Source organism: Teichococcus aerophilus (assembly GCF_014490485.1).
GTDB classification, from domain to species: domain Bacteria; phylum Pseudomonadota; class Alphaproteobacteria; order Acetobacterales; family Acetobacteraceae; genus Pseudoroseomonas; species Pseudoroseomonas aerophila.
On record NZ_JACTVA010000008.1, the window covers coordinates 14,797 to 28,432 of the forward strand.

Consider the following 13,636-nt stretch of genomic DNA (forward strand, 5'->3'; position numbering starts at 1 on the left):
TCCCTGGCCGACAGCCCTACCCGCCATCCATCGCATCCGCCAATGAGTTCGGCTTGTCGGATTGATGAGTATTATAGATCGGACAGCGGCAGGGCGCCCGGCTAGGCTGGCCGGCAAGAAGGAAGCTCCATGAACGCCATCACCACCTCCAAGGTCCGGCCGGGCGACCCTGGCCTGGCCGCCAAGCTGAAGCGCAACACCCAGGGTGAGGTGCGCTTCGCCCCGGCTGATCGCGGCCGCTACGCCACCGATGCCAGCATCTATCAGGTGGAACCCATCGGCGTGCTGGTGCCGCGGACGATGGAGGATGTGGAAGCGGCGGTGGCCCTGTGCCGGGAGGAAGGCGTGCCGGTGCTGCCACGCGGCGGCGGCACCAGCCAGTGCGGCCAGACCGTCAACCGCGCCCTGGTGATCGACTGCACCAAGCACCTGCGCAACGTGCTGTCGGTGGATACGGCGGCAGGGGTGGCGAAGGTGCAGCCGGGCATCGCCCTCGGCGCGCTGAACGATGCGCTGAAGCAGGACAAGCTCTTCTTCCCGGTGGACCCCTCCACCTGGGCGCGCTGCACCATCGGCGGCATGGCGGGCAACAATTCCTGCGGCAGCAAGTCCATCCGCTACGGGCTGATGGCGGACAACGTGCTGGCCATCGACGCGCTGCTGCCCAGCGGCACCCGCTTCACCTTCGGCGAGGTGGCGGACAATCTGGGCGCCGACATCCCGGCCGAGGTGGCGGCCCTCATCCAGTCCCTGCGCGGCATCGGGGCGCGGGAGGCGGAGGAGATCGCCGCGCGCTTCCCTCGCCAGCTCCGCCGCGTCGGCGGCTATAATATCGAGGCATTGACCCCCGCCGCGCGGGCGGAAGGACGCGGCAACCTGGCGCGGCTGCTGGTGGGCAGCGAGGGCACGCTGGCCTTCTCCCAGTCGCTCGACCTGAAGCTATGGCCGATCAAGCCGCGCAAGGTGCTGGGCATCTGCCAGTTCCCCACCTTCCGCGCCGCCATGGCCGCCAGCCAGCACCTGGTGACGCTGAACCCCGAGGCGGTCGAACTGGTGGACCGCACCATGATCGACCTCGGCCGCTCTATCCCCATCTACCGCGCCACCATCGACGCCATCGTGCGCGGGGAGCCGGACAGCCTGCTGATCGTCGAGTTCCACGGGCATGACGACACGGCGCTGCTGCGGGACCTCGACCGGCTTGAGGAGATGATGGGCGACCTCGGCTACCCGGACGCGGTGGTGCGGGTGACGGACAGCGCCTTCCAGGCCCAGGTCGCCTCGGTGCGCGAGGCCGGGCTGAACATCATGATGTCGATGAAGGGGGACGGGAAGCCGGTCTCCTTCATCGAGGATACCGCCGTCGACCTGCCCGACCTCGCCGACTACACCGAGCGGCTGAACGAGGTGTTCGAGCGGCACGGCACCAAGGGCACCTGGTACGCCCATGCCAGCGTCGGCTGCCTGCATGTCCGCCCGGTGCTGAACATGAAGCAGGGCGAGGACGTGGCGAAGATGCGCGTCATCGCCGAGGAATGCTTTGCCCTGGTGCGCGAATACAAGGGCAGCCATTCGGGCGAGCATGGCGACGGCATCGTCCGCTCCGAATTCCATGAGAGCATGTTCGGCGCCCGCATCGTCCGGGCGTTCGAGGCGGTGAAGGACGCCTTCGACCCCACCGGACTGCTGAACCCCGGCCGCGTGGTGCGGGCGCCGCGCATGGATGACCGGACGCTGTTCCGCTATCCGCCGGGATATGCGGCGGACCCTGGCGTGAAGCCGGCGCTGGACTGGTCCGCCTGGCCCGGCCCGCAGGGTGGTTTCCTCGGCGCGGTGGAGATGTGCAACAACAATGGCACCTGCCGGAAATTCGATGCCGACGTGATGTGCCCCTCCTTCCGCGCCACGCGGGACGAGCAGCACCTGACGCGCGGCCGCGCCAACACGCTGCGCCTGGCCCTGACCGGCCAGCTGGGGCCGGACGCGCTGGCGGGGGACGAGGTGGCGGAGGCGATGTCCCTCTGCGTGTCCTGCAAGGCGTGCAAGCGGGAGTGCCCCACCGGCGTCGACATGGCGAAGATGAAGATCGAGGCGCAGCACGCCCGCGCGCAGCGCCATGGCATCAAGCTGAAGGACCGCATCATCGCCGGCCTGCCGCGCTGGGCGCCCTGGGCCGCCAAGGTGCCTGCGCTGGCCAATCTGCGGGAAAGCCTGCCCGGTCTCGCCGCGCTGGGGGAGAAGTTGCTCGGCATCTCCGCCCGCCGCCCCCTGCCCCGCTTCCGCGGCGATGCCTTCCGCGATGCCGAGGCACACCGGGACGGCGTGGGCCAGGAGGTGCTGCTCTTCGCCGACACCTTCAACCGTTATTATGAGCCGGAGAATCTGCGGGACGCGGTGACGGTGCTGGGCGCCGCCGGCTTCCGCGTGCGGCCGGCCGTGGCGGCGGACGGCAAGCCGCTGTGCTGCGGCCGCACCTACCTGGCCGCCGGTATGGTGGACCGCGCGCGGGCCGAGGCGCGCCGGACGCTGGAAGCCCTCTCCGCCAGCGATGCGCCGGTGATCGGCCTGGAACCCTCCTGCCTGACCACGTTGCGGGACGAGTTCATCTCCCTGCTACCGGGCGAGGCGGCGGAAAGGCTGGCGGCACGGGCCCACCTGGCCACCGAGTTCCTGGCGAAGCAGAAGGTGGCGCTGCCGTTGCAGGACATCGGCACCGCGCAGGCGCATATCCATGGCCACTGCCACCAGAAATCCTTCGGCGCCTTCGCGCCCGCCGTGCAGACGTTGCGGAAGATCCCGGGGCTGGAGGTAAAGCCCATCGCGTCCTCCTGCTGCGGCATGGCCGGCGCTTTCGGCTATGACGCCCGCAACATCGAGGTGAGCCACGCCATGGCCGAACTATCCCTGCTGCCCGCCATCCGCGCCACCGCGGCGGAGGATGCCATCGTTGCCGACGGCACCTCCTGCCGCCACCAGATCCGCGACCTGTCGGGGCGGGAGGCGGTGCACTCCATCCGCCTGCTGGCCCGCGCGGTGACCGGGGCGCCGCGCGCATGAGCGGCGCGCGCGACATCCTGAACTTCTGGTTCGCGGATGGGCCGGACAGTTTCCGCCCCGCCTGGTTCCAGCGCGATGATGCCTTCGACGCCGAGATCCGCCAGCGCTTCGGAACCCTGGTGCTCCCGGCGCGGCAGGGTGAGCTGGATTCCTGGGCGGACACCGCCGAGGGCGCGCTGGCCCTGGTGTTGGTGCTGGACCAGTTCCCGCGCAACCTGTTCCGCGGCACGCCCGAGGCCTTCGCGTCCGATGAGCATGCGCGGAAGGTGGCCCGGCAGGCCGTGCTGCAGCGGCGGCATGACCTGGCGACCGGGCCGGTGGCACGCAGTTTCTTCTACCTGCCCTTCGAGCATGGCGAAGCGCTGGCCGACCAGGACCTCTCCGTCGCGCTGTTCGAAGGGTTGCGTGACCATACGCCGAGCCGCGCGCCGGGCGGCGTCATCGATTACGCGTGGCGTCACCGGCAGGTGATTTCCCGCTTCGGCCGGTTCCCCCACCGCAACCAGACCCTGCGCCGCAGCAATACGCCGGCCGAGGAGACTTATTTATCACAGCCCGGAAGTGGCTTCTGAGGCCGGTTTCCGGCTGGCAGAAGCTCGGGTTCCGCTGATCACGCGGATGTCAGCGGAACCGTTTCGGCGGCGGCGTGGCGCCGGGGCGGTGGAAATGCTCTTAAGCCCGTTGTGTGGCGTTGACTGTGATCGAACCCAGCCAGGGGTGGGGCCTGTTAACCTACTGAAAACTAACCGGCTCTATTCATGATCGTGGCCTTTTTGCCACACCGATCTTCATTCAATCGAAATAAAGCAACTGGCGCATGCAACCCGGGTTCTTTCTTCGCCCGCACACTGGGTTGCTGAGGAAAAAAAATATGAAGTTCCGTCATCTGCTGCTCGCAGCAACCGCCGTCGTCGCCCTGCCCGGTATGGCGATGGCTCAGTCTTCCTGGCTGCCGACGGCCGCCGCCCAGCCCATCCAGGGCGTGTACCTGGGCGCCGGCGCTGGCTGGAACCACTACGGCAAGAACAACCTGACCGCGCAGGGCGGCAATGCCGCCTACTTCGACGCGACCGGCGCCAGCCGCCAGGGCAACGCGAACTTCGACGAAGGCTTCGTCGGCGTTCTCTCCGTTGGCTATGGCTTCGGCAACGGCTTCCGCGCTGAGGTCGAGGGCAGCTACCGTTACAACGACCTGAACCACATGGGTGGCTTCCCGGGTCGTCGCGCCGGCAGCACGACCTCCAGCTCCTTCAGCAACTTCAGCGGCGAAGTGGCGCAGTACGGCGTCATGGCGAACGTGTTCTATGACTTCCAGCTGCCGCAGTGGTTCCCGACCATGCCGGTCGCCGTTGTCCCGTACATCGGTGGTGGCGTCGGTTACCTCTGGACCGACATGGACGTTAAGGGCAACCGCTCCGTCCCCGGCGGCAACCGCGTGAACATCGACGACACCGTCGGCCAGTTCGCCTACCAGGGCATCGCCGGTCTGGCCTTCCCGATCACCTCGGTGCCGGGCCTGTCCATCACCGCCGAGTACCGTTACACGGGCACCCTGCAGGCTGACTTCGGCGGCCGCGTGACGACCCCGGCCGGTGCGAACGTGAGCCGTGGCGACTTCCAGATCGACCAGGCGCACAACCACTCCGCCCTGATCGGTGTCCGCTACGCCCTGTACACCCCGCCGGCGCCGGCGCCGGTCGTGCCCGTGGCTCCGGCTCCCGCCGCCGCCCCGGCCCCGACCCGCACCTACCTGGTGTTCTTCGACTTCGACCGCGCCGACCTGACGGACCGCGCCCGCCAGATCATCGCCGAAGCCGCCCAGAACGCTGGCCGCGTGCAGACGACGCGCATCGAAGTGGCCGGCCACGCCGACCGCTCGGGCTCGCCGCAGTACAACCAGCGCCTGTCCCAGCGCCGCGCGGACGCCGTTGCGTCCGAGCTGGCCCGCCTGGGCGTCGCCCGCTCCAACATCTCCGTCCAGGCGTTCGGCGAGAGCCGCCCGCTGGTCCCGACGGCCGATGGTGTGCGCGAGCCGCAGAACCGCCGCGTCGAAATCGTCCTGCGCTAATCCTCGCGGGCCGATACTACGGGGGAAAGGCCAGTCCTTTCCCCCGGCAGATCGATCCATCGGAGCCGGTTGGCCCGATGACTGGGGCGCCTCACGGCGCCCCTTTTTTATGCGCTGCCGGCCAGCGATGTTGCATCGCACAATAAGTCTGGATTACTGTCCTTCCAGGGATGACAAGCCACGCGGCCCTCGACTCTGGAGGGTTCCATGCAACGCAGACAGTTACTTCAATGGGGCGCGGGCCTGCTGGCCACGCCCGCCCTGCTCACCCCCCGTGCCGCCCGGGCCATGGAGCCCGTCGATGTCGAGCTGGTGCTGGCCGTCGATGTCAGCCGCTCCGTCGACCAGGAAGAGCAGGAAATGCAGTTCCGCGGTTACGCCAATGCGTTCCGCGACCCGCGCCTGGCGGATGGCATCGCGCGCGGAGCCATCGGCGCCATCGCCGTGTCCTTCTTCACCTGGTCGGACTGGGACATGCAGAAGCTGCTGGTGCCCTGGACACGCATCGACAGCCGCGCCGCCGCCGCCGGCTTCGCCGAGGTGCTGGATGCCGCGCCGCGCGAGACCTTCCTCTACACCTCCATCTCCGGCGCCATCGACTACGCGTCCACCCTGTTCGGCCAGGGATTCGAGGGTACGCGGCAGGTGGTCGACATCTCCGGCGACGGGGTGAACAACTCCGGCCGCCCGCTGGCGACGGCGCGGGCGGAGGCGCTGGCCAAGGGCGTCATCCTGAATGGCCTGGCCGTGCTGGACCGCACGCCGACGCCGCCGCAGCTCATCGGCATTCAGCGGCCGCTGGACGAATACTACCAGGACGAGGTCATCGGCGGCCCCGGCAGCTTCCTGATGGTGGCGGAGGGTTTCACCGCCTTCGAAAGCGCCGTCCGCCGCAAGATCATCCGCGAGATCGCCTTCCATGCCCCCGGGCCACGGGTGGAACGCGCCTTCGCCTGAGCCCCGGGCGGAGCAATGCATCCGGCGCAAGGCTGGGCGGCCTTGGCATCGGGCGGTGACAGGGGGCAAGGTCCTGGCGATGCCCGGTTTCCGGGCGCGGGCGGCAGGAGTCGGGCGGTTCCGGCCGTAGCCGCTGTTTCGCCCGGCCAAGGGATCGCCAATGCAAGACCAGACGGATGGCCTGCCGCCACCGCAACGCTATTGGGCGATGGCCGCCATCGCGGTCTCCATCGCCCTGGCGGTGATGGACAGTTCCATCGCCAATGTCGCCCTGCCCGTCATTGCGCGGGACCTGGATGTGCCGCCGGCGGATGTCATCCTCGTCGTCAATGCCTACCAGATCGCCACCATCCTCTCCCTGCTCCCCTTCTCCTCGCTCGGGGAAAAGGTGGGGCATGAGCGCGTCTACCGCGTCGGGCTGGTGGTGTTCACGGCGGCGTCCGTGGCCTGTGCGCTGGCCAATTCGCTGGAAGCGCTGATCGTCGCCCGGACCATCCAGGGCTTCGGGGCCGCCGGGTTGATGAGCGTGAACACGGCCCTGCTGCGCTACATCTATCCGCAGAAGGAGCTGGGCAAGGGCGTCGGCGTCAACGCGCTGATCGTCGCCTCCGCCTCCGTCGCCGGGCCCACGGTGGGCGCCTCCATCCTCAGCATCGCGCACTGGCCGTGGATCTTCGCGGTGAACCTGCCGCTCGGGCTGCTGGCGCTGGTGCTGACGCGCTTCCTGCCGCGCACCCACCGCAGCGGCCGCCGCTTCGATACCGCCAGCGCGCTGCTCAGCGCCGCCACCTTCGGTACGCTGACGGTGGGGGTGGAACAGGCGACGCGCGGCCAGTCCTGGTGGATCGTCGGCCTGTTCGCACTGGCCTTCATCGGCTTCGGCACGGCGCTGGTGCGGCGGCAGGCAGGCCGGCCGGCGCCGCTGCTGCCGGTGGACCTGCTGGGCATCCCCATCTTCGCGTTGTCCATCGCCGTCTCCATCGGCTCCTTCACCGCGCAGATGCTGGCTTTCGTCTCCATGCCCTTCCTGTTCCAGCACAGCTTCGGGCTGACGGCGGTGCAGACCGGGCTGGTCATCACGCCCTGGCCGCTGATCATCATCCTCGTCGCCCCGGTGGCCGGCCGAATGTCGGACCGTATCTCGCCCGGCCTCTTGGGCGGCATCGGGCTGCTGGTCATGGCGGTGGGGCTTTTCCTGCTGGTGCTGCTGCCGGATGCACCGCACCCGGTCGATATCGGCTGGCGCGTCGGGCTGTGCGGCCTGGGCTTCGGCCTGTTCCAGAGCCCGAACAACCGCGTGCTGCTCGCCGCCGCCCCGCGCGAGCGCAGCGGCGGTGCCAGCGGCATGCTCTCCACCGCCCGGCTGCTAGGGCAAACCATCGGCGCCGCCCTGGCCGGGTTGGCGCTTGGCCCTGTCATCGGCAGCCAGAACGGGGCAATCTGGGCGCTGGGTGCGGCGGCCATCATCGCCGGCACCTCGGCGCTGATCAGCTTCAGCCGCCTTGCCGCGCAGAAGCGGGTATAGGGCGGGTGCGTGGTATGTCCGGCGCAGGCGCCGGCACCCTGCATCGTATTGCCTGAAGCAGACCAAAGCGTGCCGTGTGGACGCGCGGCACGCGCTACCGGGGGACCCCGTGCCCCCTCCTGCCCGCCTGGAGCGTGACCTGTTCATAGGCATTCACAGACCCCGCCCCAGGCCCTTACTTGATGGCGTGATTCAGGCCTGCGGTGATCCCACCGCAGGCGACCACGCTCCAGCGCGAACCGGACCTGCATGACCGCCCCCAGCAACAGCGACCTTTCGGCCGAGATCCTCCGCCGTGCCACCGAAGCCGGCACCGGCAAGTCCATCTGCCCCAGCGAAGTGGCCCGCGCCCTGGCCCCCGTCGCCGCCAACCCTGGCGAGGAAGCCCCCTGGCGCGGCCTGATGACGCGCGTGCGCAAGGTGGCGATGGCGTTGCAGGAGGAAGGCCGCATCGACATCCTGCGCAAGGGCAAGCCCGTGCCGGCCGAAGAGGTGCGCGGCGTCATCCGCCTGCGTATCCGCGAGACGGAATGAGCCACCGATGAGGCGGGTGCCTTCCATCGCCGGCGCCTCCCTCCACCCGGCTCTCTGCCCGAACCGTGCCGCCTGCCCCTGGCGGCCCGGCCAACCGGCATGGCTGGGAACCCCTTCCATCACACAGCGTCCTTCAACCCGGAAAGCGTGATCGCATGCGCGGCTTCCTGCCCTTCCTGCGCGATGCCTGGGCCCTGGCCCGACCCTATTGGAGCAGCGAGGAGAAGTGGAAGGCGCGCGGTCTACTCGCCGTCATCATCATCCTCAACCTCTCCCTGGTCGGCATGAACGTGCTGCTGACCTACTGGCAGGCGGCGTTCTACGACGCCATGCAGACCAAGGATGCCGCGGCCTTCACCAGCCTGCTGCTGCTGGGCCACCGGTCGGAGGAAGGCAACTACCTGCCCGGCTTCTCCATCGTCGCCGCGTTGTTCATCGTGGTCGCGGTGTACCAGCTCTACCTGAACCAGGCGTTGCAGATCCGCTGGCGGCGCTGGCTGGTCAACCACATGCTGCATGACTGGCTGGGCCGGCATGCCTATTACCGCATGTCCCTGGTGCAGGCCGGCGCCGACAACCCGGACCAGCGCATCGCCGACGACACCAGGCTGTACGTGGACAGCACGCTGAACCTCGGCCTGGGGCTGATGAACGCGGTCGTCACGCTGGTGTCCTTCATCGTGGTGCTGTGGGGCCTCTCCGGCGCCATGCAGGTCTTCGGCATCACCATCCCCGGCTACCTGGTCTGGATCGCGCTGATCTACTCGGTGGTCGGCACCTGGCTGGCGCATCTGATCGGCCGCAAGCTGATCAAGCTGAACTTCAACCAGCAGCGGGTGGAGGCGGATTTCCGCTTCTCCCTGGTGCGGGTGCGGGAGAACGTGGAAGGCATCGCCCTGCATGGTGGCGAGCCGCAGGAGGAAACCGGCCTCCGCTCCCGCTTCGGCGCGGTGATGGACAATTGGTGGGCCATCATGCGCGCCACCAAGCAGTTGACCTTCTTCACCGCCGGCTTCGGCCAGGTGGCCAGCATCTTCCCCTTCATCGTGGCCGCCCCGGCCTATTTCGCCGGCCGCATCCCGCTGGGCGCCCTGGTGCAGACCAGCACCGCCTTCGGCTCCGTGCAGGCCTCGATGTCCTGGATCGTCAGCAACTACGATGCCATCGCCGCCTGGCGCGCCACGGTGGAACGCCTAACGGGCTTCCATCACGCGGTGGAAGCCGCGCACGCGGCGGCGCAGGAGGGCCCGTCCGTCACCACCGGCAGCGGCGGCGCGCTGACGGCCGAAGGGCTGCGGCTTGTGCTGCCCCAGGGACGCGTGCTGACCGAGGATGCCGCCCTACGCGTGGAACCCGGGGAGGCCGTGCTGGTCACCGGCGCCTCCGGCAGCGGCAAGTCCACCCTGTTCCGCGCCCTGGCCGGCATCTGGCCCTTCGGCTCCGGTCGTATCTCGCGGCCGGAGGGCGAGGCGCTGTTCCTGCCGCAGCGGCCCTACATGCCATTGGGCAGTTTGCGGCGCGCCGTCTGCTACCCGCACGACCCGGCGCAATACAGCGACGCCGAGATCAGCGGCGCGCTGGAGAAGGCCGGCCTCGGCGCCCTGGCCACGCGGCTGGACGAGGAAGGCAGCTGGGAGCGCAGCCTCTCGGGCGGCGAGCAGCAGCGGCTGGCCGTGGCCCGCGCGCTACTGGTGAAGCCGAAATGGCTGTTCCTGGACGAAGCCACCGCCAGCCTGGATACCGAGGCCGAGCGGCAGCTTTACACCCTGCTCCGGGCGGAGTTGCCTGGAACCGCCATCCTCTCGATCGCCCACCGCCCCGCGGTGGCCGCTTTCCATGACCGGGTGCTGCGTCTGGCCGATGGCCGGCTCAACCCGGTGAACCCGCAGGAGACACCCGCGTGAGCGCCATTCCCGCCCCCCGCTTCGACCACGTCGTCATCTATGTGGAAGACCAGTTGGACGCCGCCGCCGAGACCTACGCCAAGCTGGGCTTCCAGCTGACCGAGCGTGGCCACCACACCATGGGCAGCAGCAACAACCTGGCCATCTTCGGCACGGACTACATGGAGCTGCTGGGCTACGAGCCCGCCAATGCCGCCAAGGCGGCCGGGCTGTGGCAGATGCCGGTGGGCCTGGGCGGGCTGGTGTTCAAGCCGGGCCCCGATGCCGGCTTCCGGGACGCCCTCATCGAGCGCGGCGTGCCGGCCCAGCCGTCCCGCGAGTTCAGCCGTCCGGTGGACGTGCCTGAAGGCCAGCGCGATGCCGCCTTCCGCGTGACGCACCTGGACGATTCCATCGCCTTCAATGGCCGCGTCTTCTTCTGCCACCACTTCACGCCGGAACTGGTGTGGCGGAAGGAGTGGCAGGACCAGCCGAACGGCGTGACCTCCATCGCCGAGTTCGTCGTCGTCTCCGGCGACCCGGAGAAGTCCGCGGCCCCCTACCGCCGCCTCTATGGCGACGCGGCGTTCGAAAGCTTGCCCGGCGGCGTGGCGCTGAATGCCGGCCAGGGCCGCCTGCTGATCCTGAAGCCGGACGCCGCCCGCCAGCACCTGGGCGATGCCCTTCCCGCCCTGCCGGCCGATGGCGCCGAGAAGATGGTCGGGCTGGTGCTGCGGACCAGCTCCCTGGCCAAGGCCAGGGCGGCGCTGGAAGAGGGCAAGGTGCCGTTCAAGGCCGAGGGCAACCGCCTGCTGGTGGCGGCGCCGGAGACGTTCGGCCTGGCGCTCGGCTTCGTCGAGTAAGGGTCGGGGCCTGCCCAGACAGGTTGTCGCGAGAAGGCCGGGGACATTCCCCGGCCTTTTCCGTCTCTCCCGCCAGCCAATCCGTTCTAGCCTGAACCCTCCAAAGACGCCCGCGAGCCAGGGCGCGGAGACGGGAGGAGCCTCAGGATGCGGAAAATCGTCGCGGGTGCGTTCGTCAGCCTGGATGGCGTCATGCAGGCGCCGGGCGGACCGCCGGAGGACCCGACAGGCGGCTTCGCCCATGGCGGCTGGACCGTGCCCTATTGGGACGAGGCCATGGGCGCCTTCATGGGTGCCATCTTCTCCCAGCCCTTCGACCTGCTGCTGGGCCGCAAGACCTACGAAATCTTCGCCGCCCACTGGCCCTACGTGGGTGAGGACGACCCGACCGGGCCCTTGTTCAACCGCGTGACCAAGTACGTCGCCACGAACGGTAGCGGGCCACTGGACTGGGTGAACTCCGTGGCGCTGCGGGGCGACGTGGTGGCGGAGGTCACCCGGTTGAAGCAGGGCGACGGGCCGATGCTGCTGACCCAGGGCAGCACCGTATTGCTGCGGGCGCTGCTGGAACATGACCTGGTGGACGAGTTCCGGCTGCTGACCTTCCCGGTCATCCTGGGCGCCGGCAAGCGGCTGTTCGGCCCCGGCAGCCACCCGGGGGCGCTGACGCTGGCCAGCCATGCCGTCTCCACCACCGGCGTCATGATGGGCATCTATACGCGGGCGGGCGACGTGGCGACCGGGACGTTCGAACTGCCGGAGCCCTCGGCGGCGGAACTGGCGCGGCGGCAGCGCATGGAACAGGAAGGCTAGGAGGCGACCGGGCCGGTATCCGGCGCGCGCCTTTTGGCAGCCTCGGAGCAAGTCACGCTACGGGCCTCAGGCCTCGGCGAAATAATCCGGGTATTGCTCCCGCACCTGCGGGATGCGGGAGAAGGTGCCGGAGAAATGCTGGCGCAGCGCCTGCTCGGCCGCCGCCACGTCGCCCGCCGCGATGGCGGCGGCGATGCGGGCATGCTCGGCCACCACGGCCTCCATCTTGCCGGGGCTGGGCAGGTTCAGGCGGCGCAGCCGGTCCAGGTGGCCGCTGCGGCTGCGGACCAGCGGCCAGAGCCCGCCGATGCCGGCCGCCTCATACAGCGTGGCGTGGAAGGCGTCGTCGGCCTGGGCGAAACCGTCCTGGCCGATCAGCCCCCGCTGCTCCTCCAGATGCGCGGCGATGCGGGGCGGCAGGCCAGGCGTCGGCATACCGGCCAGCCGGCGCACCATCTCCACTTCCAGCGACAGGCGCAGGAACTGGGCCTGCCGGGCGTGGTCCAGGTCGATATGCGCGACGCGGGTGGAGGCGCTGGGCACCACCATCACCAGCCCTTCGTCCTGCAGGCGGGTCAATGCCTCCCGCACCGGGGTCTGGCTGAGGCCCAGGCGCTCCGCCAGTTGCAGGCGAGAGAGAACGGAACCCGGCGGGAGGGCAAGCGCGATGATGGCCTGGCGCAGCCGCGCGAAGGCGAAATCCCCCGCCGAGGGCCTGCGGCCGAAGGGCGTCAGTCCGTCATCCGCATCCGGGGTCAGGTCGGCATTGGCGTTCATGCCCGCGCAGTCTAGCAGGCAAAAGCGAAATCCGAAATATCGGATGCTTGTCGGACAACTCGCTTAAGGATAAGCATGGGGAAAGAGGCCGCGCCACTTGGCGAGAGCCCAACCCCCAGGAGGAGGCCGGCCATGTCGCTTGCCCTGACGCACCCCCTCGCCGCCCAGCCGGTTCGCACGGCATGAGCGCGTCCCGCCCCCGTATCGTCGTCGCCCGCCGGCTGACCCCGGCCGCCGATGCGCGTGCCCGCAGCGAATTCGACGCGCTAATGACCGACCATGACATGGACGCCGCCGAGACCATCGCGGCCGCGCGTGAGCACAAGGCTGACGCGCTGCTGATCGGCGGTACTTCCCGCCTCGATGCCGCGGCGCTGGCCGGAATGCCGGACCACGTGAAGCTGATCGCCAACAGCAGCGTCGGCTACGACCACATGGATGCGGCCGCCGCCAAGGCGCGCGGCATCCTGGTGACCAACACGCCGGACGTGCTGACCGACTGCACCGCCGACCTGGCCTTCATGCTGCTGCTGGGCGCCGCCCGCCGCGCCTATGAATACGATGCGCTGATGCGCGCCGGCTGGCGCCAGAAGCTGGGTCTGCCGGACATGCTGGGCGTCCGCCCCAGCGGCAAGACGCTGGGCATCGTCGGCATGGGCCGCATCGGCCGCGCCATGGCGGACCGCGCGCGCGGCTTCGGCATGCGCGTCATCTACCACAACCGCAGCCGGCTGAGCCCGGAGCTGGAGAAGGGTGCCGAGTACTTCGCCGACCTGAAGTCCATGCTGCCGCACAGCCAGTTCCTCTCCCTGCACCTGCCGGGCGGCGCCGCCAGCGGCACCGTCATGACGCGCGAGACCTTCGCCCTGCTGCCCAAGGGCGCGGTGTTCGTGAACACGGCACGCGGCTCCGTCGTAGACGAGGACGCGCTGCTGGAGGCGCTGACCAACGGCCATCTCTTCGCCGCCGGCCTCGACGTGTTCCGCAAGGAGCCTGATTTCGACACGCGCTTCGCCGAGCTGAAGAACGTCTTCCTGGCCCCGCACATGGCCAGTGCCACCATCGAAACGCGCGATGCCATGGGCTTCCGCGCGCTGGACAACATCGCGGCCGTCTGTTCCGGCCGTCCCCCCATCGACCCCGTCTGAGCGGAAGCCCC

11 protein-coding genes are annotated in these 13,636 nt (G+C 69.3%); 10 read left to right on the forward strand and 1 reads right to left on the reverse strand.

Annotated features, from left to right (window positions below; translation table 11 throughout):
- Positions 1-129 precede the first annotated feature (129 nt).
- The 9 genes from IBL26_RS06585 (at position 130) to IBL26_RS06625 (ending at position 11,700) form a co-directional block, all read left to right on the forward strand.
- Complete coding sequence (locus IBL26_RS06585; protein WP_187783678.1) at positions 130-3,057, forward strand: FAD-binding and (Fe-S)-binding domain-containing protein; 2,928 nt, start codon at positions 130-132, stop codon at positions 3,055-3,057.
- Positions 3,054-3,629 carry a DUF924 family protein gene (locus IBL26_RS06590; RefSeq protein WP_187783679.1) on the forward strand — a complete coding sequence of 192 codons (576 nt, stop codon included), beginning with the start codon at positions 3,054-3,056 and terminating at the stop codon, positions 3,627-3,629. Before IBL26_RS06585 ends, IBL26_RS06590 begins: the two co-directional genes overlap by 4 nt.
- 299 nt (positions 3,630-3,928) lie before the next feature.
- Positions 3,929-5,125, forward strand: coding sequence for an OmpA family protein (locus IBL26_RS06595; protein ID WP_187783680.1), 1,197 nt, complete (start codon positions 3,929-3,931; stop codon positions 5,123-5,125).
- A 207-nt stretch (positions 5,126-5,332) separates the two neighbouring features.
- Positions 5,333-6,082, forward strand: coding sequence for a DUF1194 domain-containing protein (locus IBL26_RS06600; protein WP_187783681.1), 750 nt, complete (start codon positions 5,333-5,335; stop codon positions 6,080-6,082).
- Positions 6,083-6,242: 160 nt separating this feature from the next.
- Positions 6,243-7,607 carry an MFS transporter gene (locus IBL26_RS06605; protein WP_187783682.1) on the forward strand — a complete coding sequence of 455 codons (1,365 nt, stop codon included), beginning with the start codon at positions 6,243-6,245 and terminating at the stop codon, positions 7,605-7,607.
- 249 nt (positions 7,608-7,856) lie between these two features.
- A complete protein-coding gene (locus tag IBL26_RS06610) occupies positions 7,857-8,141 on the forward strand; it encodes a DUF3253 domain-containing protein (RefSeq protein ID WP_187783683.1) in 285 nt (94 codons plus the stop codon).
- Between the two features lie 155 nt (positions 8,142-8,296).
- Positions 8,297-10,045: an ABC transporter ATP-binding protein/permease gene (locus IBL26_RS06615; protein WP_187783684.1), complete on the forward strand. Its 1,749-nt coding sequence runs from the start codon at positions 8,297-8,299 to the stop codon at positions 10,043-10,045.
- A complete protein-coding gene (locus IBL26_RS06620; protein WP_206684162.1) occupies positions 10,042-10,887 on the forward strand; it encodes a VOC family protein in 846 nt (281 codons plus the stop codon). The genes IBL26_RS06615 and IBL26_RS06620 overlap by 4 nt, the downstream gene beginning before the upstream one ends.
- 147 nt (positions 10,888-11,034) lie before the next feature.
- Positions 11,035-11,700, forward strand: a complete 666-nt coding sequence (locus IBL26_RS06625) for a dihydrofolate reductase family protein (RefSeq protein WP_187783685.1) — start codon at positions 11,035-11,037, stop codon at positions 11,698-11,700.
- A gap of 66 nt (positions 11,701-11,766) precedes the next feature.
- On the opposite strand, the gene IBL26_RS06630 is transcribed toward IBL26_RS06625, so the two are convergent.
- Positions 11,767-12,477, reverse strand: a complete 711-nt coding sequence (locus IBL26_RS06630) for a GntR family transcriptional regulator (RefSeq protein WP_187783686.1) — start codon at positions 12,475-12,477, stop codon at positions 11,767-11,769.
- Between the two features lie 182 nt (positions 12,478-12,659).
- Here IBL26_RS06630 and IBL26_RS06635 point away from each other — a divergent pair, with 182 nt between their 5' ends.
- Positions 12,660-13,625: a 2-hydroxyacid dehydrogenase gene (locus IBL26_RS06635; RefSeq protein WP_187783687.1), complete on the forward strand. Its 966-nt coding sequence runs from the start codon at positions 12,660-12,662 to the stop codon at positions 13,623-13,625.
- Positions 13,626-13,636: the final 11 nt, after the last annotated feature.